This is a genomic window from Mesorhizobium sp. W050 (assembly GCF_054719535.1).
The window spans coordinates 4,606,290-4,626,304 of the sequence record NZ_JBTTIH010000001.1; the positions used below are offsets into that span (position 1 = coordinate 4,606,290).

General features: G+C 63.8%; 20 protein-coding genes. 10 read left to right on the top strand and 10 right to left on the bottom strand.

Features of this window, described 5'->3' with window-relative positions; translation table 11 throughout:
* Positions 1-122 precede the first annotated feature (122 nt).
* Together ACYG9Y_RS22205 and ACYG9Y_RS22210 are read right to left on the bottom strand one after the other, a co-directional pair.
* The gene (locus ACYG9Y_RS22205) at positions 123-917 is read right to left on the bottom strand and encodes a class II glutamine amidotransferase (protein ID WP_023738133.1); all 795 of its coding nucleotides are present in this window, start codon (positions 915-917) and stop codon (positions 123-125) included.
* Positions 918-932: 15 nt separating this feature from the next.
* Complete coding sequence (locus ACYG9Y_RS22210) at positions 933-1,187, bottom strand: DUF6356 family protein (RefSeq protein WP_031253525.1); 255 nt, start codon at positions 1,185-1,187, stop codon at positions 933-935.
* Positions 1,188-1,301: 114 nt separating this feature from the next.
* Here ACYG9Y_RS22210 and ACYG9Y_RS22215 point away from each other — a divergent pair, with 114 nt between their 5' ends.
* The 6 genes from ACYG9Y_RS22215 (at position 1,302) to ACYG9Y_RS22240 (ending at position 5,892) form a co-directional block, all read left to right on the top strand.
* Positions 1,302-1,772 (top strand): Lrp/AsnC family transcriptional regulator, encoded by a 471-nt coding sequence (locus ACYG9Y_RS22215; RefSeq protein WP_023690042.1) that lies wholly within the window; start codon positions 1,302-1,304, stop codon positions 1,770-1,772.
* Between the two features lie 85 nt (positions 1,773-1,857).
* A complete protein-coding gene (gene dut, locus ACYG9Y_RS22220; RefSeq protein WP_023690041.1) occupies positions 1,858-2,343 on the top strand; it encodes a dUTP diphosphatase in 486 nt (161 codons plus the stop codon).
* 1 nt (position 2,344) lies between these two features.
* A complete protein-coding gene (locus ACYG9Y_RS22225; RefSeq protein ID WP_023725825.1) occupies positions 2,345-3,004 on the top strand; it encodes an HAD family hydrolase in 660 nt (219 codons plus the stop codon).
* A gap of 176 nt (positions 3,005-3,180) precedes the next feature.
* Positions 3,181-3,999: a hypothetical protein gene (locus ACYG9Y_RS22230; RefSeq protein ID WP_245260385.1), complete on the top strand. Its 819-nt coding sequence runs from the start codon at positions 3,181-3,183 to the stop codon at positions 3,997-3,999.
* A gap of 77 nt (positions 4,000-4,076) precedes the next feature.
* Positions 4,077-4,880, top strand: coding sequence for an isocitrate lyase/PEP mutase family protein (locus tag ACYG9Y_RS22235; RefSeq protein ID WP_023738130.1), 804 nt, complete (start codon positions 4,077-4,079; stop codon positions 4,878-4,880).
* A 13-nt stretch (positions 4,881-4,893) separates the two neighbouring features.
* Positions 4,894-5,892, top strand: coding sequence for a proline racemase family protein (locus ACYG9Y_RS22240; RefSeq protein ID WP_023692651.1), 999 nt, complete (start codon positions 4,894-4,896; stop codon positions 5,890-5,892).
* A 5-nt stretch (positions 5,893-5,897) separates the two neighbouring features.
* Here the strand turns inward: ACYG9Y_RS22240 and ACYG9Y_RS22245 are convergent, their stop codons facing one another.
* Together ACYG9Y_RS22245 and ACYG9Y_RS22250 are read right to left on the bottom strand one after the other, a co-directional pair.
* Complete coding sequence (locus tag ACYG9Y_RS22245; protein WP_023738129.1) at positions 5,898-6,599, bottom strand: sulfate transporter family protein; 702 nt, start codon at positions 6,597-6,599, stop codon at positions 5,898-5,900.
* A gap of 197 nt (positions 6,600-6,796) precedes the next feature.
* Positions 6,797-7,699 carry a DMT family transporter gene (locus ACYG9Y_RS22250; RefSeq protein ID WP_023738128.1) on the bottom strand — a complete coding sequence of 301 codons (903 nt, stop codon included), beginning with the start codon at positions 7,697-7,699 and terminating at the stop codon, positions 6,797-6,799.
* Between the two features lie 216 nt (positions 7,700-7,915).
* On the opposite strand from ACYG9Y_RS22250, the gene ACYG9Y_RS22255 reads away from it, so the two are divergent.
* Positions 7,916-8,908 carry an adenosine kinase gene (locus ACYG9Y_RS22255; RefSeq protein WP_023738127.1) on the top strand — a complete coding sequence of 331 codons (993 nt, stop codon included), beginning with the start codon at positions 7,916-7,918 and terminating at the stop codon, positions 8,906-8,908.
* 71 nt (positions 8,909-8,979) lie between these two features.
* Here the strand turns inward: ACYG9Y_RS22255 and ACYG9Y_RS22260 are convergent, their stop codons facing one another.
* The 3 genes from ACYG9Y_RS22260 to ACYG9Y_RS22270 form a co-directional block, all read right to left on the bottom strand.
* A complete protein-coding gene (locus ACYG9Y_RS22260) occupies positions 8,980-10,053 on the bottom strand; it encodes a GGDEF domain-containing protein (RefSeq protein WP_023738126.1) in 1,074 nt (357 codons plus the stop codon).
* A 124-nt stretch (positions 10,054-10,177) separates the two neighbouring features.
* Positions 10,178-12,457: an NADP-dependent malic enzyme gene (locus tag ACYG9Y_RS22265; RefSeq protein WP_023738125.1), complete on the bottom strand. Its 2,280-nt coding sequence runs from the start codon at positions 12,455-12,457 to the stop codon at positions 10,178-10,180.
* 143 nt (positions 12,458-12,600) lie between these two features.
* Entirely contained in the window at positions 12,601-13,782 is a 1,182-nt protein-coding gene (locus ACYG9Y_RS22270; protein ID WP_031200463.1) for a glycosyltransferase family protein, read from the bottom strand.
* A gap of 165 nt (positions 13,783-13,947) precedes the next feature.
* On the opposite strand from ACYG9Y_RS22270, the gene mutS reads away from it, so the two are divergent.
* The 3 genes from mutS (at position 13,948) to ACYG9Y_RS22285 (ending at position 17,836) form a co-directional block, all read left to right on the top strand.
* On the top strand, positions 13,948-16,677 hold the full coding sequence (gene mutS, locus ACYG9Y_RS22275) for a DNA mismatch repair protein MutS (RefSeq protein ID WP_023738124.1): 2,730 nt from the start codon (positions 13,948-13,950) through the stop codon (positions 16,675-16,677).
* A gap of 73 nt (positions 16,678-16,750) precedes the next feature.
* Positions 16,751-17,215, top strand: coding sequence for a nuclear transport factor 2 family protein (locus ACYG9Y_RS22280; RefSeq protein WP_023715575.1), 465 nt, complete (start codon positions 16,751-16,753; stop codon positions 17,213-17,215).
* 66 nt (positions 17,216-17,281) lie between these two features.
* Positions 17,282-17,836, top strand: a complete 555-nt coding sequence (locus ACYG9Y_RS22285; RefSeq protein WP_023685131.1) for a TetR/AcrR family transcriptional regulator — start codon at positions 17,282-17,284, stop codon at positions 17,834-17,836.
* A gap of 4 nt (positions 17,837-17,840) precedes the next feature.
* Here the strand turns inward: ACYG9Y_RS22285 and ACYG9Y_RS22290 are convergent, their stop codons facing one another.
* The 3 genes from ACYG9Y_RS22290 to copM form a co-directional block, all read right to left on the bottom strand.
* Entirely contained in the window at positions 17,841-18,599 is a 759-nt protein-coding gene (locus ACYG9Y_RS22290) for an MBL fold metallo-hydrolase (RefSeq protein ID WP_245260384.1), read from the bottom strand.
* A 52-nt stretch (positions 18,600-18,651) separates the two neighbouring features.
* Complete coding sequence (locus ACYG9Y_RS22295; RefSeq protein ID WP_023738122.1) at positions 18,652-19,497, bottom strand: aldo/keto reductase; 846 nt, start codon at positions 19,495-19,497, stop codon at positions 18,652-18,654.
* A gap of 92 nt (positions 19,498-19,589) precedes the next feature.
* Positions 19,590-19,973 carry a CopM family metallochaperone gene (gene copM / locus ACYG9Y_RS22300; protein ID WP_023685134.1) on the bottom strand — a complete coding sequence of 128 codons (384 nt, stop codon included), beginning with the start codon at positions 19,971-19,973 and terminating at the stop codon, positions 19,590-19,592.
* Between the last annotated feature and the right edge of the window lie 42 nt (positions 19,974-20,015).

The window sequence follows — 20,015 nt, forward strand, 5'->3', positions numbered from 1 at the left end:
TGGCTTCCGCGCCCCTTTTCCTGCGTTGGCGAAGGCCGCCATGACCTCCAATCTCCCCCCTCGTGGGGTGATGTCCGGCAGGACAGAGGGGGGGCGCGAAGGAATGCGGCTTAGGTTAGGGCCTAGACGACCGGTGCCAGCCTTGCCACAGCCGGCACGAACGGCCGAATGCTCATCCCATCGCCAGTGATCGTGACAAAACTCGCCGGCGGGATCGCCTGCCAGTCGCCGCCTTCGCGGTCGAAGGGTTCGGACACGATGCAACGACCGCCGTTGCGGAGCGACGTGTACAGCGTCGGTGCGTGGGCATCGCTTGCGTAGCGCACGGCATAGAGCGCGCGCCCATCGGAAAGGGCCGCAGTGAGTTTCAAGGCCGGTTCGAGACCGGCGTGGCGTGACGCCTCTAGAACCCGAGCGGTGGCGCGCGATACTGCCCCTTGCGGGTCGCCAGCAAGACCCTCGTCGATCATCAGCAGGAAAAACAATTCGGAATCGGTGGTGCCCTCGCGCTGGTCGAAGACGGCGTCAGAGAGCGAGTTCTCCAGCGCGCGGCGGATCTTTTCAAAGCCGCCGATCTGGCCGTTGTGCATGAACGACCAGCTGCCGGAGATGAAGGGATGGCAGTTCATGCGGCTGGTGGCGCCGCCGGTCGACGCCCTGACATGGGCGAGGAACAGGCCGGATTTGATCTGCCGGCACAGGCTTTTCAGATTGGGATCCGACCAGGCCGGCAGGATGTCGCGGTAGAGGCCGGGCTCGGGCCGGTCGCCATACCAGGCAAGGCCGAAACCGTCGCCATTGGTCGGCGACTTGGCTTCCTGGGCGCAATGGCTCTGGGCGATGAGCGAGTGGCAAGGCGCGGTGACGACGTCCTCGAGGAAGACCGCGTCACCCAGATAAGCCGCCCATCGGCACATCGCTTCTAACCAATCCTAGGCGCGATCCAAGAGAGCCTGGGGCTCCTTGACCGCGTGCGAGCCTCTGTTTTGCGTCCGTTCATAGAGTTCGCGAACGATTCGGCTTGCCGTAGTTTCGAAGAGAAACGGCAAGAAAGCGTGAACGAGTGCCGCACCAGCGGCCATCAGGAGGCGCGAGCAGAACCAGGCGGCAAAGGCCATATGGCTGAAATAGGTCTCGCCCACCTTGGCCGGGTGAGAGGTGAACAGCTTCGAAAACAGCGTCGTCATGGTGATCCCTCCTGCCGGGATAAGCCCCGATGTGGGTATCCTGCCACGGGGTAAAGGTTCATCGGTCTCAATTTGTCCTTGTCTAACGCCGTGGTTCGGGACATTCATCCCAACATGGCGCTTGAATTTGATGAAATCGACCGAAGATTGCTGGCCGAGCTGCAACGCGACGGCACACTGTCGGTCGATCAGCTCTCCGAAAAAGTGTCGCTGTCGCGCAACGCCTGCTGGCGCCGGGTCAAGCGGCTGGAAGAGGACGGCGTCATCACCGGGCGGGTGGCGCTGGTCGATGCCGACAAGCTCGGGCTCGGGCTTTCGGTGTTCATCCTGATCCGCACGTCCAATCATGACCCGGACTGGCTGCAGAAGTTTCGGGCGGCGGTGACCGGTTTTCCCGAGATCACCGGAGTCTATCGCATGTCCGGCGATCTCGACTACGTGCTGCGCGCCCGCGTCGCTGACATGAAGGCCTATGACCGGCTCTATCAGCGGCTGATCGCCAAGGTGGCGCTGTCGGACGTTTCGGCCTCCTTCGTCATGGAGGAGATCAAGGAGACGACGGTCGTTCCGGTGGAATTGCGCTAGGTCACACTGACGCCCGAAAGAAAGCCGTTGATAGGCCTGCGGACGAGTTGACCGAATCGCCGTTCGCGCCGATAGGATCGATTTTATGCGCGCAGCCCTCCACAATTCCTCCGTCATCGGTCCAACCGTCGGCTTCGTCAGGTTGCCGCATGGCGATGGACTTCCCCTTCCCGCTTACGAAAGCACCGGCGCCGCCGGCATGGATCTGCGCGCCGCGGTGCCGGAAGACCGGCCGCTGCTGATCCTGCCTGGCAAGCGCGCCTTGGTGCCGACCGGTCTGATCCTGGAAATTCCCGAAGGAATGGAAGGCCAGGTGCGGCCGCGCTCCGGCCTTGCCTTCAAGCATGGGCTGACCGTCCTCAATTCACCAGGCACGGTCGACAGCGACTATCGCGGCGAGGTTAAGGTGCTGCTGGTCAACCTCGGCGACGAGGATTTCGCGGTGACGCGCGGCATGCGCATTGCCCAGATCGTCTTTGCCGCGGTGACGCAGGTGACGGTTGAGGAGCGCTCGCTGGCCGGCGCCACGACGCGCGGCGCGGGCGGGTTCGGATCGACCGGCACCGCCTGAAATGAGCATACCGAAACTGGTCATCTTCGACTGCGACGGCATCCTGGTCGACACCGAGAACCTTGCCAACCGGCGGCTTGCCGAGTGGTTTGTTGCCGCCGGTTATCCCACCACATTCGAATATTGCCGCAAATATTTTTCCGGCCGCAGCATGGCTTCGGTGCAGAAGGAAATCGAAGAGACGACCACGGTGCGGCTCGGCGCCGATTTCGTCGATCGCTGGAATGCCGGCCTGCCCGATCTGTTTGCGCATGGCGTCGAGGCGATCCCCTATGTGCGCGACTTCATCGAGGCGGTTCGCGCGGCCGGCATTCCCTATTGCGTCGCCACTTCTGCGCGTATCTCGAAGATGCACATCACGCTCGGCCAGACCGGGCTACTGCCGCTGTTCGAGCATGCCATGTTCTCTTCGACCATGGTCAGCCGCGGCAAGCCGTTCCCGGACCTGTTCCTGCATGCGGCAAAGACCATGGGTTTTGCGCCGGCCGACTGCATCGTCATCGAGGACAGCGTTGCCGGCACGCAGGCCGGCATTGCCGCGGGCATGCGTGTCTATTCCTATCATGGCGATCCCTATTCCGACCGCGATGGCCTGGCCGGCGCTGGCGGCGTCCTGTTCGACGACATGCGCGAACTTGCCGGGCTGGTGCCGATCCACTGAAGCTGTGTTAGGTTCCGCGCGGCCAGCCTGAGGCACCCATGCCAACGAACCTGCTTCGCTCCATCCTAAAGCGTTTCACCGTTTCATGGAAACGGCGAACCGCTCTATCTTTTTGTTTTGTCGCAATTTCCGGCCGGAAAACCGCACACACTTTTCCTGAAATTGCTCTAGCGCTTGTGCTGCTGCCGTGGCTTTGGACCGCAGCCGGCGCGCAAGCCGTCAGCTTCCCGGAATTCGGCAGCGCCATCCCCGGCCACATGGATGTGACCTATCTGGACCTCGCAAGGATGGTCATTCCCGGCCTGGCAGGTGACAGCAACGGTTTCTACCGGGGTGGATTGCCGATCGAGATGCGCCACATCGAGGGGCCGGATGACGGCGGTTCGCCGCCTGAGACATCGGGTCTCTCCAACGCCGGCGTCCTCGCCATCAAGGCCGGGGGTAAGGACCGGCTGGCGATGCTCTACGACCTCGGCGACTCTCCCGACAGCGCCGAAGGCTATGCCGTGCTGGCGCTCTACGACATCACAGACAAGCCGAAGCTGCTCGACGCCGTCAATGTCGCGCTCGACCGCGGCACCTATTTCCGTGAACCGGGCAAGCTTTCCGTTGGGCCGAACGACGACATCGTGATCACCATGAGCGCGCATTTCAATTCAAGCCAAAACTACGCGATCACGCCGCTGATCATGGTGCGCGACGACAAATTCCAACTGATCGACATGATCTTCACCTTCGATGAGAACCTGTGCGCCTACAGCCGCAAGCAGGACGTTGCTTTCCAGACGATCGCTGACGGGCAGCCTTATGCCGCGGTCAAAGTGACAGTGACCGACGCCACGGTGCTCAACGGCGAGAGCTGCGACGACCAGCCGCCCAAGCCTGAAGCCCACGCAATTTCCGTTATCTATCATTGGGACAAGAAGACGTTGCACTATGTCAAGGATTCCGATGCGCTGGACAAACTGGCAGGAGAGAACGCCAAACGCTTCTAAGCCAACCGCATTCGTTTGCCCGGTGCATTTCTGCACGATAGAATCCGCCGGCATTTCCGCATCTGAAGGGAGCACTCATGGACAAGGGCAAGATCTTTCGCGACCTGCACGCCTCGACCTTCGTCATGCCCAACCCCTGGGATGTCGGCACGACCAAGCTCCTGGCCTCCTTCGGCTTCAAGGCGCTGGCGACGACCAGCGCCGGTTTTGCCTTCTCGCGTGGCCTGCCCCATGGCGCAGTGACCTTCGAGGCGATGATCCACCATTGCCGCGAGCTGACGGCGGCAACCAGCCTGCCGGTCTCGGCCGATCTCGAGAAAGGCAAGGGCGACAGCGCGACGAGTGCCGCCGAGACGGTTTTTGCGGCCGAAGCGGCAGGTCTCGCCGGCTGCTCGATCGAGGACCATACCGGCGATCCCGACAAGCCCATCTATGAGATTTCACACGCCGTCGAGCGCGTTGCAGCTGCTGCTGAGGCCGCACGGGCGCTCAAGCATGATTTCGTCTTCACCGCACGGGCCGAGAATTTCCTTTGGGGCAAACCGGATCTCGACGACACGATCAAGCGGCTGCAGGCCTTCGAAAAGGCCGGCGCCGATGTGCTCTATGCGCCCGGCCTCAAAGATGTCGAGACCATCCGGGACGTCTGCTCGGCGGTGAGCAGGCCGGTCAACGTCATGGCACTGCCGGCCTTCACCATCGCCGACCTTGCCATGGCCGGGGTCAAGCGCATCTCGCTCGGTCCGTGGCTGACCAATTTCGCCTTCGGCATGCTGGAAACCGCGGCGCGCGAGATCCAGCAGGACGGCACGTTCGGCTTCACCCGGGCCGCCATCCCGTTCGGCAAATTGCAGGCGCTGTTTTCCAAATCCTCAGGCTAAGGGTTCCCGGCGCATGACGCTCACCGTCGTCGACATGCATACCGGCGGCGAGCCGCTCAGGATCGTCACCGACGGCTATCCAGACATTCCCAAAGGCACGATCCTGGAAAAGCGCGCCTATGTGCGCGACCACCTCGACCATTTGCGCAAGCTGCTGATCTTCGAGCCGCGCGGCCACTACGACATGTATGGCGCGCTGCTGGTGGAGCCCGACCTGCCCGGCGCCGAGCTGGCCGTGCTGTTTATGCACAACGAGGGCTATTCGACGATGTGCGGCCACGCCATCATTGCGCTTGGCCGCTACGCCGTCGACGAAGGGCTGGTGGTCAAGCAGGAGCCAATCACCACCGTCAACATCGAGGCGCCGTGCGGCATGGTCGTCGCCTCGGTCGAGGTCAGGGACGGCAAAGCGGGATCGGTGTCGTTCGAAAGCGTGCCGGCCTTTCTGTTTGCCCATGACCAACAAATCGAATTGGGGGGATACGGCAAGATTGCGTTCGACATCGCCTATGGCGGCGCCTTCTACGCGCTGGCCGACTGCCATCAATTCGGCCTGGAGTTCGGCCGCAGCCGGGTGCGCGATTTCGTCGACGCGGCAACCGCGCTGACCGAACGGCTGAAGGCGGCGTTCCCTCTATCGCATCCCGACCATGCCGATCTCGCTTTCCTCTACGGCACCATCCTCACCGATGGACACGATGCGTTCTCCGGCGAGGCAACAAAAAACATCTGCGTCTTTGCCGATGCCGAGGTCGACCGCTCGCCGACCGGCTCCGGCGTCACCGCGCGGCTGGCGGCAATGCATGCCAAGGGTGAGATCAACCCTGGTCAGGAGCGGTCCTTCGAAAGCATCGCCGGCTCGCGCTTTTCCGGAGCGGTGGCGCGCACGACCATGGCCGGCCCGCATGATGCGATCATCGCCCGCGTCGGCGGCCGCGCCTACTATTCGGGCCGGGCGGAATTCACCGTCGAGCCGGATGACGAATTGGGACGCGGTTTTCTTCTGCGTTGATAGGCCTATCGCCCGGCGCTCTCCCGCGCGCCGACCGCCTTGTGCAGATGCACCATCATGGCGGCGGCAAAGAGCGGCGTCAGCAGGTTGAGCAGGGGCACGGCGAGAAAGGCGGCAATGAGCAGCCCGGCCAGAAACACGGTGCCGGCATGTTTCCGGCGCAACGCCCTCGCCTCGTCTTCCGGGCGGAAGCGCATGGCGGCGAATTCGAAGAATTCACGTCCCAGCAGATAGCCGTTGACGATGAAGAAGGCGGCGATGTTGACGCCCGGAACCAACAGAAGCAGCAGGGCGACGATGTTGCCCAGGATGACAACGCCGAAGAATTTCACCGACAACACGAGCGAGCGCAGCGCCGGCATGGCGCGTCCGACGGGATCGGCCGGATAGTCGGTGCGCTCGACCACTTCGGCGATGTCGTCGAGAAACAGGCCCGCCACGATTGCCGTCACCGGCGCGATCAGCAGCGCCATCCCGAAGGCAAGCGCGATGGCAGCGATGATGCCGCTCAGCCATCCGGCCCAGGACGGCAGGCCGGGCAGCAAGGAGTGAACCCATGGCAGGGCCAGCCAATCGACAAGCCCGGTCAAGACGAACCACAACGCGACCAGCGCCAGGACGGTCAAGCCCAGCGTCTTCAGGAAAACCGCGCGGAATTCGGGAGAAAACAGCCGGCTGAAGGCGGCGCGGGCAGCGTTGAAGATCACGGCGTTTCACCCCCAGGAACGAACGGATATCTCCGACATAGGCTGAGACCCTGTCAGCCACAAGCCTGCTGGAGCGGGCGCAATTCCGGACGGGAACTAGAGCATGATCCCAAAAAGTGGGTACCGGTTTTTGGAAAAGATCATGCTCCAACAAAGGGTTAGATCATGATGAGATTTCAACCAAATCTCATCACGATCTAGCGCGCCAGCGCCCGGGAGCGGGCTGGGATGGTCATTGCCGCAACGCCGGCGACGACGCAGCCCATGCCCCAGAAAGCTGTCGGCCCAAGGCTCTCGCCGAGGAACACGACGCCGATGCCGACGCCGATCGGCACGCGCAGATAGGCCTGCGACGTCGTGCCGACCGAACCAAGCGTGTGGATGAGGCGGAAAAAGATGCAGAAGGCCAGCGCCGTGGAGAACACCGACAATGCGAACAAGGCCAGTATCGACGCCATTGAAGGCGACAGCGTCCACGGGCGGTCGAAGGCCAGGCTCAAGGGGACGAGGATGACCGCGCCGCACAGCATCGAGCCGGCGGCCGGCAGCATCGGGTCGAGTCCCCTAAAGCCGCGGCCAAAGATGGCGGCGCCGGCATAGCAGACCGTGGCGGCAATGACGGCAAGTTGCGCCCACAATTGATGGCCGAGCCCGCCAAGCGCCTGGGTGCCGACGATCAGGCAAATGCCGGCAATGCCGGCACCGACACCGAACAGCTTGCGTGCGGTCACGGATTCGTGGCGGGTGATGAGCGCGGTCAGCAGGAAGGTGAAGATCGGCGACGTCGCGTTGAGAATGGTGGCGAGGCCGGCGTCGATGGAGCGCTCGGCGGCGGCGATCAGCGTGAATGGCACGACGCTGTTGAGACAGGCCTGGACCATGAACCGCCACCAGGTCGCGCCGTCCTTGGGCATGGAAAGGCCGCGCCAGCGGATCAGCGCGAGCAGGATGGCGCCGGCGATCAGGGTGCGGGCGGCGATGAAGGTTATCGGCGGGATCGTCTCGACACCGATCTTGATGAAGGTATAGGACGCGCCCCACAGGGCGGCCAGCACGCCAAGCAGCGCCAGTTCGGTGGTCATGTCGGTCTTTGCTTGCATGCAGGGTGCTTCCAGGGCTTGATTTGAGGCCAAGCTTGTAGGCGACCCGGCGGTCAGATGCTTCGGCCACGGTCGAACTGTGATGGAGCCTCGTCCCAGGCGCGCGCGCCGGCTTGGGCCGGCAAAGGATGGAAATCGGTTGCCATTTTTCGGGGTGATGCTGTAGACCCGCCCGGGCGCGGCAGAAAGCCGGCAGGTTCCCAGGCGGAGACATTGATGCCGGATTTTGACGTGCTTTGCATCGGCAATGCCATTGTCGACATCATCGCCCAGTGCGACGACGCTTTTCTCGAGACCAACGGCATCATCAAGGGTGCGATGAACCTCATCGACACCAAGCGCGCCGAGCTGCTCTACAGCCGCATGGGGCCGGCGATCGAGGCCTCCGGCGGCAGCGCCGGCAATACGGCGGCGGGCGTCGCCAGCTTCGGCGGGCGCGCTGCCTTCTTCGGCAAGGTGTCGAACGATCCGCTCGGCGAAATCTACGCCCATGACATCCATGCCCAGGGCGTTGCCTTCGACACCAGGCCGCTCGAAGGACAGCCGCCGACGGCCCGCTCGATGATCTTCGTCACCCCCGACGGCGAGCGTTCGATGAACACCTATCTCGGCGCCTGTGTCGAACTCGGGCCGGAAGACGTCGAGGCCGACAAGGCGTCCGGCGCCAAGGTCACCTATTTCGAGGGCTATCTGTGGGATCCGCCGCGCGCCAAGGAGGCGATCCGGCAGACGGCGAAGCTCGCACACGAGGCCGGGCGCGAAGTGTCGATGACGTTGTCGGATTCGTTCTGCGTCGACCGCTACCGGGACGAGTTCCTTGAGCTGATGCGCTCGGGCACTGTCGACATCGTCTTTGCCAACAGCCACGAGATCAAGTCGCTCTACCAGACCAAATCCTTCGACGAGGCGCTGGCGGCGATCCGCAAGGACTGCAGAATTGCCGCCGTCACCCGCTCCGAAAAAGGCTCGGTGATCGTGCGCGGCGACGAGACTGTCACCATCCAGGCGACGACGATCCGCGAGCTGGTCGACACCACCGGCGCCGGCGACCTCTACGCCGCCGGTTTCCTCTACGGCTACACCTCGGGGCGCAGCCTGCAGGATTGCGGCGATCTTGGCTCGCTGGCCGCCGGGCTGGTCATCCAGCAGCTCGGGCCACGGCCGCGGCAGAACCTGCGCAGCGCGGCCCAATTGGCGGGGTTGCTGTAGGGCCGTCTTTCGGCGCGCAGCGCCGAGCCAGATGAGGGGTGCCCGCCGGTTCAGGCTGTCCGGCGCTCCGCTCAGGCGGTGCGGCGAAGGTCGTCGGACGTAGGCCCGGGTTCCAAAGCCCCGGCGGTGACCAGCCGGTTGCGGCCGCTCTTTTTGCCGATGTACATCAGTCGGTCGGCGAGCGTTATCAGCGCCTCCGAATCGGACGCTTCCGCCGGGTAGATGGCGACGCCAACGGTGCAACCAACATGGATGGCACCATTCGGCGTCGGCACCTTGATCCGCAGCTTTTCCAGGATACGTTCGGCGACGCCCACGGCCTTCTGTCGGGCCCGGCTAGCCTCTCCTGAAAACAGGAATGCGAACTCGTCTCCACCGAGCCGCGCCACGAAATCAGCGCTGCGCAGGACGGTGCGAAGCTGACCCGCCACCTCATGCAGCAGCGCGTCGCCGGCCTCGTGGCCGAGCGTGTCGTTGACCTTCTTGAACCTATCGAGGTCGATGAACAGCAGGCCGGCCGCCTGGCCGGTGCTGTCGCAGCGGTCGATCACCGACCTCAGCTCGTTGTGAAAGGCGCGCCGGTTGGGCAGGCCGGTCAATGCATCGTGGTTGGCCGAGTGGTCGCTGTGCTGCTTGGCCAGCTCGATCTCGCGCTTTTGTACGGAGAGTTCCTCATTGGCGGCCTTGAGTTCGAGCAGCAGCTCGGCGTTGAGATCCTCGACGACCTTGCGGTCGCTGATGTCGACGACGAAACCTTCCAGGAATTCGAGTTCGCCGGCACCATCCCAGACCCCGCCTCCGATCTCGCGCACCCAGAGCGGCTCGCCGACCTGTGGCACGATGCGGTAGTCGACGTTCCAGTTGCAGCGCGCCTCGAGCGCGGTATCGACGGCGGCATAGACCGCAGCGAGATCATCCGGGTGGATCGCCGAGACATAGTCGCGCACGGCATTTTGAATGAAGTCGCTCGGCCGATAACCGCTGACGGTTAAAATGCCGTCGCTGATGTAGAGCATGGTGTAGGACGCATCGTTGCGGCAACGGTAGAGATAACCGTCCATGCGGCCGGTGATGCTCAGCAGCGCATCCAGGCGCTCGTCGTGATAGACCCCCTGGCCGACCACAGATGCCGTGTCATGCTTCATGGCCGCACCCCCGTTTTGGCGGTCTGAGCGCGCCGCCAATGCCATAAGGCCATAGGGGGCGAGAACGTTCCCTATAGCAGCCGAATATTATCAATCTCTTATGCGTTGGCGATTTTGCCGCCAATCAGGCTCCCGCGCTATAGGCCGCGATCGCAGCCATGTTGACGATGTCCGAATCCTTGGCGTTGAGCGAGACGATCTGGACCGGTTTGTTCAAGCCGACCAGCAGCGGGCCGATGACGGTGGAGCCGCCGAGTTCCTGCAGCATCTTGGTCGAGATCGAGGCCGAGTGGAACGCCGGCATGATCAGCACGTTGGCCGGGCCGGTCAGCCGGATGAACGGATACTGCGCCATGGCACGGGCGTTCAACGCAACGTCGGCGGCCATCTCGCCGTCATATTCGAAATCGACGCGGCGCTTGTCGAGGATACGCACCGCTTCCTGCACCCGCTCGGAGCGTTCGCCCTGCGGGTGGCCGAAGGTCGAATAGGCAAGCATGGCGAGCCTCGGCTCGTAGCCCATGCGGCGGGCAAATCCCGCCGCCTCTTCGGCGATGTCGGCGATCTGTTCGGCATTGGGCATGTCGTGCACGGCGGTATCAGCGACGAGGACTGTTTTGCCCCGCGCGAGCACGATGGAGACGCCGATGACGCGGTGTCCGGGCTTGGCGTCGATGACGCGGCGGATATCGTCAAGCGCCGTGGAATAGTTGCGGGTGACGCCGGTGACGATGCCGTCGGCATCGCCCAGCGCCACCATGCAGGCAGCGAAATGGTTGCGGTCGTTGTTGATCAGCCGCTGGCAGTCGCGGAACAGGAAGCCTTTGCGCTGCATGCGCTCGTAGAGATAATCGGTATAGATGCCGTTTCGGCGCGACAGCCTGGCATTGATGATCTCGATGCCTTGCTTGTTGAGGTCGATGCCGGCGTGCCTGGCGTTTTCCTTGATGACATCGTCGCGGCCGAGCAGGATCGCGGTGCCGAGCTTCTGGTTCACATAGGAGACGGCGGCGCGCATCACCTGTTCTTCCTCGCCCTCGGCAAAGACGATGCGCTTGGGCTGGCGGCGGACGCGATCGTAGATGCGCTGCAAGGTCGAGGCGATCGGGTCGCGGCGGGCCGACAGCTCCTGCGCGTAGCGGTCGAGGTCGAGGATCGGCTTGCGGGCGACGCCCGACTCCATCGCCGCCTTGGCCACAGCGAGCGGGATGGCCGAGATCAGGCGCGGATCGAACGGCACCGGGATGATGTAGTTGGGGCCGAATTTCGGCCGGTTGCCCTGATAGGCGGCGGCGACATCGTCGGGCACGTCCTTGCGCGCCAGGTCGGCCAGCGCTCTCGCTGCGGCGATCTTCATGTCGTCATTGATGGTGGTGGCCCTGACATCCAGCGCACCGCGGAAGATGTAGGGGAAGCCCAGCACATTGTTGACCTGGTTGGGGTAGTCGGAACGCCCGGTGGCCATGATGGCGTCGGTGCGGATTTCGGCCACTTCCTCCGGCGTGATCTCCGGGTCGGGATTGGCCATGGCGAAGATGATCGGGTTCTTGGCCATCGACTGCACCATCTCGGTGGTCAATGCGCCCTTGGCCGACAGGCCGAGGAAGACGTCGGCGCCATCCAGCGCCTCGGCCAGGCTGCGCGTGGCGGTCTTGACCGCATGCGCCGACTTCCACTGGTTCATGCCTTCGGTGCGGCCCTGGTAGACGACACCCTTGGTGTCGCACAAGATGATGTTTTCCGGGGCGAAACCCATCGCCTTCATCAGTTCGATGCAGGCGATGCCGGCGGCGCCGGCGCCGTTGCAGACCATTTTCGTGGTCTTCATGTCGCGGCCGGTGATCTCCAGCGCGTTGATCAGCCCGGCGGCCGAGATGATGGCGGTGCCGTGCTGGTCGTCATGGAAGACCGGGATGTCCATCAATTCACGCAGGCGCTGCTCGATGATGAAGCATTCCGGCGCCTTGATGTCTTCCAGGTTGATGCCGCCGAAGGACGGGCCGAGAAAGCGCACGCAATTGATGAATTCGTCGGCATCCTCGGTGTCGACCTCGAGATCGATGGAATCGACATCGGCGAAGCGCTTGAACAGCACCGCCTTGCCTTCCATCACCGGCTTGGAGGCCAACGCGCCGAGATTGCCGAGGCCGAGAATGGCGGTGCCGTTGGAGATGACGGCGACCATGTTGCCGCGCGTCGTGTAGTCGAAGGCGCGGCTGGGGTCTTCGGCGATGGCCAGCACAGGAACCGCGACACCCGGCGAATAGGCGAGGCTCAGATCGCGCTGCGTCGCCATCGGCTTGGTGGCGACGATCTCCAGCTTGCCGGGGCGGCCCATGGCGTGGAATTCCAGCGCCTCCTCGGCGCTGACGGAGGGGCCGCTATTTTCGGTTTTCTTGGCCATGATGCTTTTGAATTCCTCGCCGGTGTCGCCCCCTTGAGACGGGTGCGTGTTTTTGAAACTTCTGGATCAAGGCTACACGCCACCGCTGTAAATCGCCAAGCGATCTTCACGCCCGCAGCGAAATCTCCCGAGGTCGAACGGCGTCACGTCGGCTCTGGCTCGCTGACGAAGGCAGCGATTTCGCGCACCGTTCCCCGTCGCATCATGCCGTCTGTGCCGGGGAAAGGCCACGTCTCGATGGGTGGCGCACGGCTTCCCTTGCGCCGCAGCAATGCAGTCAGGAACGCCATGAGTTCGATGCGCTGGGCGTGAACCTTCTCCAGCGTGCGGCGGCGGATGTGCTGACGCGGTATGGCACGATCTCGCAGCGTCTCGACGGCGCGGCGAATGGCAGCCGGTTCCGGATCGGCGACGATGCAATAATCCGGATCGAAATAGACGTCGCGACCGCCAAGGCTCGGCGTACTGACGATCGGCAGGCCGGCCATCAGATATTCCATCGAGGAGTACATCGCTCCTTCCACGGCCGACAGGCACAGCCCGACGGCGGCCTGGTTGTAGACGTGGTTGACCTGTTGCGCCGTCAGCTTGCCCGGCCAGCCGTCGACGAGCGGATTGGCGATCTGGTGGAGCGGCGAACGCGCCTGCAGTCGCCGAACAAAGGCGCGGGCGGCAACCGGCGGCAATTCGCCGATCGAATAGGTGATGTGGGCCAGCCGCTCTATGTCGAAGGCCAGGTGATGGCGTTTGATCGGCGAGATGCGGCCATTGTAGACCGCGTCGAATTCGACCGGCACGTCCGGCAGCGGCCGGAATATATCCTCCGACACCATCAGATTGTGGTTGGAGAAGATGGCATTGCCGCCCGCAGCCGCGACGAGACGGCGCTCTTCCTCGGTGTTGCACAGGAAGATGATTTCGTGCAGCGGAAACCGGCCGGCATACCAGGCGAGATCGCGGCCCATCCGGGCGATGACAGCCGGCCGCTCCATGGTCCAGGTCTGCATCGTCAGGAAGGTGACGCGCCGTCCCGCCAGGCGCCGGCCAAGGGCCGCCAGCGGATAGAGCGGACGGGCTCCGCCAATCGGGACATAGAGCACCAGCGGGTCGCGGCTGAGCACATGCAGCGACATCTCGATGCCGCTATCGAGATCGGACAGCGGTCCCCGTGTCGGCAGGAGGAAGGGGACGCGCTTGCGCACTGTCCCCCTAAGCTTGCTTTTGGTGCGGTGGACGCGCCGCGCCGCCAACAGCAGCAGGCGCTCAAGCGCCGATCCAGCCGGACCGACCAGCTCTTCGAACGCCTCCTGTTTGTCCTGATCCATGCCGCTTATCCCCGCCATGGCGATCATAGGGTCTGGTTGGCGCCCGAAGCAACCAACGGCTTCACCCGGCGTAGAGGGAGCACAAGCCGCCGTCGAGGCCGGTCGTCCCCTGCTTTTCGGGCCGCCGGCATTAAACCCCGCACCCACATCTGCTAGCGTGCGGGCATGAACATGCACACTTCAGCAGAAACCGACGCCCCCGAGGTGACACCGCCTGCGCCCGTCGGCAGCGTCACGCCGATGATGGAGCAATATATCGAGATCAAGGCGGCGAACCCAGACTCGCTGCTGTTCTACCGCATGGGCGATTTTTACGAGCTGTTCTTCGACGATGCCGAGAAGGCGAGCCGCGCGCTGGGCATCGTCCTGACCAAGCGCGGCAAGCACCAGGGCCATGACATTCCGATGTGCGGCGTGCCGGTGCATGCGGCCGACGACTATCTGCAGAAGCTGATCGGCCAGGGTTTCCGCGTCGCCGTCTGCGAGCAGGTCGAGGACCCGGCGGAAGCCAGGAAGCGCGGCGGCAAATCGGTCGTACGCCGTGACGTGGTGCGGCTGGTGACGCCCGGCACCATCACCGAGGACAAATTGCTGGCGCCGTCGGAATCGAGCTTCCTGATGGCGCTAGGGCGGGTGAAGGGCGGCAACAGCGGTGACGCCTTCGCCCTGGCCTGGATCGAGATCTCGACAGGCGTCTTCCGCGTCGCCGAAACCACGGCCGACCGCCTGCTGGCCGATGTCTTCCGCGTCGACCCGCGCGAGCTGATCGTCGCCGAGCCGGTGTTTTACGATCCCGAGCTGAAGCCGGTGTTCGACGTCATCGGCCGCGTCGCCAGCCCGCAGCCGCCGTCGCTTTTCGATTCGGCTTCGGCAGCGGGGCGGATCGCGCGCTTCTTCGAAGTGGCGTCGCCTGACAGTTTCGGTGCCTTCTCGCGCGCCGAATTGTCGGCGATCTCGGGCGCCATCGCCTATGTCGAAAAGACGCAGAAGGCCGAGCGGCCGCCTTTGTCGCGTCCCGAACGCGAGGAGCAGGGCTCGACGCTGTTCATCGATCCTGCGACACGCGGCAATCTGGAACTGTTGCGCACGCTGTCGGGCAGCCGCGACGGCTCGCTGTTCAAGGCTATAGACCGCACGGTCACCGGCGGCGGCGCCAGGCTGCTCGCCGACCGGCTGATGGCGCCGCTGACCGATCCGGCGGCGATTGCTGCCCGGCTTGATTCGGTATCGTTCTTCCGCGCCGAGACGCGGCTCTGCCAGGCGGTGCGGTCAAGCCTGAAGAGCGTCGCCGACATGCCGCGAGCGCTGTCGCGGTTGGCGCTCAACCGCGGCGGCCCGCGCGACCTCGGCGCGCTGCGTGCCGGCTTTGAAGCGGCGGGCGCCATTGCCGAAATCTTCGCCGCAACAGCGCTGCCCCATGAATTGACGGAAGCACTTGCCGCGATAAAGGCGCTGCCGCGTGCGCTGGCCAAGCATCTGGCCCAGGCTCTTGGCGAGGAACTGCCGCTGCTGAGGCGCGACGGCGGCTTCGTGCGTGGCGGCTACCATGCCGAACTCGACGAAATGCGGGCGCTGCGCGACGAATCGCGCAAGGTGATCGCCGGACTGGAGCGCTCGCTGATCGAGGAGACCGGCATCCGCTCGCTGAAAATCCGGCACAACAATGTGCTGGGTTACTACATCGAGGTGACCGCCAACCACCATTCGATCATGACCGGAAGCGACGGCGCCAAGGCGCGCTTCATCCACCGCCAGACCATGGCCAATGCCATGCGTTTCACCACGACCGAACTTGCCGAACTCGAGACCAAGATCGCCAATGCCGCCGACCGGGCGCTGAGCATCGAGCTTGCCGCTTTCGATACGCTGACGGTTGAGGCGGTCGGCGAGGCGCAGAAGATCCGCGCCGGCGCCGATGCGCTCGCCGTGCTCGACGTGTCGGCGGCGCTCGCGCTGTTGTCGGAGAGCGAAGCCTGGTGCCGGCCGCTGGTCGATTCCAGCCTTGCCTTCGACATTTCGGGCGGGCGCCATCCTGTGGTGGAACAGGCGCTGCGGCGTTCGGGCGAAGGGCCGTTCGTCGCCAATGATTGCGATCTGTCGCCGCAAGACGGGGCCAAGGCCGGCGCGATCTGGCTGCTCACCGGTCCGAATATGGGCGGTAAGTCGACCTTCCTGCGGCAAAACGCACTGATCGCCATCCTCGCCCAAACCGGTTCCTTCGTGCCGGCGACGTCGGCCCATATCGGCGTTGTCGACCGGCTGTTCTCGCGGGTCGGCGCCTCGGACGATCTGGCGCGCGGCCGTTCGACCTTCATGGTCGAGATGGTAGAGACGGCGGCGATCCTCAACCAGGCCGGCGAACGGGCGCTGGTGATCCTGGACGAGATCGGTCGCGGCACCGCCACGTTCGATGGCCTGTCGATCGCCTGGGCGGCAGTCGAGTATCTGCACGAGAAGAACCGCTGCCGGGCGATCTTCGCCACTCATTTCCACGAAATGACGGCACTCTCCGGCAAGCTGCCGCGACTGCACAATGTCACGATGCGGGTCAAGGAGTGGGAAGGCGACGTGGTCTTCCTGCACGAGGTCGGCAAGGGTGCCGCCGATCGCTCCTATGGCGTTCAGGTCGCTCGCCTTGCCGGTCTGCCCGAAGCGGTGGTCGGCCGCGCCAAAGAGGTGCTGCATCAACTCGAGGAAGGCGATGTCTCCGGCAAGGCCAACCGACTGGTCGACGATCTGCCGCTGTTTTCGGTGGCAATGAAGCGGGAAGCGGCAAAGCCTGCGAAGAGCGACGCATTGGGCGCAGCGCTGGGTGAGATCAATCCAGACGAGATGACGCCGCGCGAGGCGCTGGAAGCGCTCTACCGGCTGAAGGGGCTGGCGGGGAAAACCTAGTCCGATTTCAGCCTTGACCAATTGTACCGTTTGGTACAACGCTCGCCATCGCCTTTGCCGATGGGAGAATGACATGAGCCGTCCGCCGCTGCCGCCCTTCACCGCCGAGACCGCCGCGCAGAAGGCGCGCATGGCCGAAGACGCCTGGAACAGCCGCGATCCCGAACGGGTTTCGCTCGCCTATACGCAAGACAGCACCTGGCGCAACCGCGCCGAGTTCGTCTCGGGCAGAAATGAGATCGTCTCCTTCCTCACGCGCAAATGGGCGCGCGAGCTGGACTACCGGCTGATCAAGGAGGTCTGGACCTGGAACGACAACCGCATCGCGGTGCGCTTTGCCTATGAATGGCGCGACGACAGTGGCCACTGGTTCCGCTCCTACGGCAATGAGAATTGGGAATTTGACGCGGATGGACTGATGCGTAGGCGCGTCGCCAGCATCAACGACCTGCCGATCGCTGAGGGTGAGCGCAAATATCACTGGCCGCTCGGCCGCCGGCCGGACGACCATCCCGGCCTGACCGAACTCGGACTTTAGAGTGTGATCCCTAGAACTGTGTCGCGGTTTTCGGCAAAGATCATGCTCAAGCGGAAAAACTAGCGCATGCGTAGGATCGCGCCCGATCGCGCCGATTTGCTCTCCATCATCGGCGAGGTTTTCCGCGAACACGGCTATGAAGGGGCGAGCCTGGCGCGGATCGGTGCGGCGACCGGCCTAGGCAAAGGCAGCCTTTACCACTTCTTCCCCGGCGGCAAGGAAGAGATGGCGGCGGCTGTCATTGCCCATATAGATGGCTGGTTCGAGGAGAATGTCTTCGTGCCGTTGCAGGACAGGGCCTACCCTCGCACGGGCATCGATCGGATGTTCGAAGCGACCGACAGCTATTTCCGCTCGGGACGCCGAGTGTGCCTGATCGGCGCCTTCGCGCTGGACGAATCCCGCGACCTCTTCGCCATTGCGATCAAAAGCTATTTCGGCCGCTGGGTGGCGCATCTTGCCGAAGCGCTGACCCGAAGCGGGCACAGCGCTGCCAGGGCGGACGAACTCGCCGAAGAAACGGTCGGCGCCATCCAGGGCGCGCTCACGCTGGCGCGCGCCTTCGACGACACCGCAGTGTTTTCGCGCGCGTTGCGACGGGCGCGGGCGGCGCTCGGCTAGAGTGCTACAAGGGCTCGAAGCGGAAAGCCGTCTCGGTTCGAAAAACCCGGCCGACGCCGGGCGAATCAAGATGCGCGCCGGCAACGTAGCAGTCGTTGTTGGCCGCAAGCGCCAGCATTTGCAACCGGCTTGCCCTCGCCTGCTGCTGGTCTGCGTCGAATTCCCACGTGATCTCGGGTCGATCGAATTGAAGCGACGGCACATGTACGATGTCGCCCCAGATCAACAGTGTTTCGCCTGCGCTCACAACGCGAAAGCAAGTGTGGCCGGCTTCATGGCCAGCGGAGCCGATCGTATCGATGTCAGAGCTGACGCGCTGTCCAGCATCGAGAGGCTGGGCGCGATCGTGGAAGCGTTCCAGCCTCGCCACGTCGCGAAACATGCCAAGCTCAGCGCGCGGGACAAGCAGGCGAGAGAGCTGCGGGAAGCCGTCGCCACCATCGGCAAGGATGAGCCCGTGTATATGGTCGAGATGGGTGTGGGTGAAAGCAACAGTCCGAATCCGGTCGGTGGCGATCTTCGCCTCGCGCAGCGCCTCGGGCAGGTGCCCCATTGTCGGGTGCCAGGCGTTCGAAGCCCCTGTGTCGATCAGCGTGATGTCGTCGCCGTCATCGATGGCGAAGGCGTTGACCGACAGCCTGAGCGCACCGTCGACGAGCGGTACATGCGAGGGCAGGTTGTCACCGAATGTCCGGTCTCCGGGCTGGCGCAGCCGCCTGATTGGCATGTCGACGTAACCGTCGCGCAGCGACGTGACCGTCATGGCTCCGACTCTATACGCCGTATGATGATACCCGGTCGAAACCCGTTCCAATCTAGATCATCTCCAGCCCGCGCTTGCGCGTCGGCGGTGGAAAGGCGCGGTCGAGTTCGGCGAGGTCTTCGGCCGTCAGCTCGATGTCGAGCGCGGCAAAATTCTGGCGGACATGCTCCTGGCTACTCGCCTTCGGGATGGCGATGACACCGGGCTGCGCCATCACCCAGGCAAGCGCGATCTGTGCTGCCGTGGCGTTGTGGCGGGCGGCGATGGTTTCCAGCCTGGAATTGCGCGCCAGCGCGCCCTGCTCGACCGGCGAATAGGCCATCAGCGGGATGCCGCGCTGCCGGCTCCACGGTACGAGATCGAATTCGGGGCCGCGCCGCGACAGATTGTAGAGTACCTGGTTGGTCTGGACATGATCGCCAGACGACAGACCGGTCAGTTCCTCCATTTCGTCGGTGTCGAAATTGCTGACGCCCCAGTGACGGATCTTGCCGGCCTTCTTCAACGCCTCGAAAGCGTCGACCGTTTCGCCTAGAGGCACACTGCCCGGCCAATGCAGGAGATAGAGATCGATGCGGTCGGTGCGCAGGCGCTTCAAGCTGTTTTCGCAGGCCCGCGCCACGCCGGTGCGCGAGGCATTGGACGGCAATACCTTGGAGACAAGAAAGAGTTCGTCGCGGCGCCCGGCAATGGCTTCCGCCACCACCTCCTCGGCGCCGCCGCTGGCATACATTTCAGCGGTGTCGATCAACGTCATGCCGAGGTCCAGCCCGAGCTTCAGGGCATTGACCTCCCCGGCGCGGCGGCGGGAATCTTCGCCCATCTTCCATGTGCCCTGTCCCAGCACCTGGACGGCCTCGCCCGAAGGCAGCGTGGTGGCTCTTATCGTCGATGGCATGTGGGCTCCTGGCGCCGTGTAATCGATGTGAATGGCATCACAACCACGGAGAGAAATCCAGAATGGATCTCTCCGGCATGGCCGTTGCTGCCTTACTTCGCCGGATGGGCGGCGAGCCAGGCCTGCATCTTGGCGATCTCGGCTTCCTGCGCGGCGATGACATCTTCGGCCAGCTTGCGGATTTCGGGATCCTTGCCATTGGCGAGTTCCACCTTGGCCATGTCGATCGCGCCCCGATGATGCGGGATCATGCCGCGCACGAAATCGACATCGGCATTGCCGGAATATTCGATCATCATGTCGGTGTGCATCTTGTCCATCGCCGCCTTGTAGCCGTCGGTCGAAGGACCTTGCGCCCCCATCGCGCCCATGTCGTGTTTCATCTCTTCGGATTGCGCCGGGACGCTTTCGAGGAAAACGGCAAGCAGCATTCCCGCCGCCATCATCAAAAGCACGATTTTCTTAGCCAAGGTCATCCATGATCTCCTGTTGATTGAAATTCGTATCTGGGGGCTTTG

Coding starts and splice junctions, on each gene's coding strand:
- ACYG9Y_RS22210 (WP_031253525.1), bottom strand. CDS start 1,187: ATGACGACGCTGTTTTCGAAGCTGTTCACCTCTCACCCGGCCAAGGTG.
- ACYG9Y_RS22285 (WP_023685131.1), top strand. CDS start 17,282: ATGCGTAGGATCGCGCCCGATCGCGCCGATTTGCTCTCCATCATCGGC.
- ACYG9Y_RS22215 (WP_023690042.1), top strand. CDS start 1,302: ATGGCGCTTGAATTTGATGAAATCGACCGAAGATTGCTGGCCGAGCTG.
- ACYG9Y_RS22255 (WP_023738127.1), top strand. CDS start 7,916: ATGCCGGATTTTGACGTGCTTTGCATCGGCAATGCCATTGTCGACATC.
- mutS (WP_023738124.1), top strand. CDS start 13,948: ATGAACATGCACACTTCAGCAGAAACCGACGCCCCCGAGGTGACACCG.
- ACYG9Y_RS22205 (WP_023738133.1), bottom strand. CDS start 917: ATGTGCCGATGGGCGGCTTATCTGGGTGACGCGGTCTTCCTCGAGGAC.
- ACYG9Y_RS22280 (WP_023715575.1), top strand. CDS start 16,751: ATGAGCCGTCCGCCGCTGCCGCCCTTCACCGCCGAGACCGCCGCGCAG.
- ACYG9Y_RS22265 (WP_023738125.1), bottom strand. CDS start 12,457: ATGGCCAAGAAAACCGAAAATAGCGGCCCCTCCGTCAGCGCCGAGGAG.
- ACYG9Y_RS22225 (WP_023725825.1), top strand. CDS start 2,345: ATGAGCATACCGAAACTGGTCATCTTCGACTGCGACGGCATCCTGGTC.
- dut (WP_023690041.1), top strand. CDS start 1,858: ATGCGCGCAGCCCTCCACAATTCCTCCGTCATCGGTCCAACCGTCGGC.
- copM (WP_023685134.1), bottom strand. CDS start 19,973: ATGACCTTGGCTAAGAAAATCGTGCTTTTGATGATGGCGGCGGGAATG.
- ACYG9Y_RS22235 (WP_023738130.1), top strand. CDS start 4,077: ATGGACAAGGGCAAGATCTTTCGCGACCTGCACGCCTCGACCTTCGTC.
- ACYG9Y_RS22290 (WP_245260384.1), bottom strand. CDS start 18,599: ATGACGGTCACGTCGCTGCGCGACGGTTACGTCGACATGCCAATCAGG.
- ACYG9Y_RS22250 (WP_023738128.1), bottom strand. CDS start 7,699: ATGCAAGCAAAGACCGACATGACCACCGAACTGGCGCTGCTTGGCGTG.
- ACYG9Y_RS22260 (WP_023738126.1), bottom strand. CDS start 10,053: ATGAAGCATGACACGGCATCTGTGGTCGGCCAGGGGGTCTATCACGAC.
- ACYG9Y_RS22270 (WP_031200463.1), bottom strand. CDS start 13,782: ATGGATCAGGACAAACAGGAGGCGTTCGAAGAGCTGGTCGGTCCGGCT.
- ACYG9Y_RS22240 (WP_023692651.1), top strand. CDS start 4,894: ATGACGCTCACCGTCGTCGACATGCATACCGGCGGCGAGCCGCTCAGG.
- ACYG9Y_RS22295 (WP_023738122.1), bottom strand. CDS start 19,497: ATGCCATCGACGATAAGAGCCACCACGCTGCCTTCGGGCGAGGCCGTC.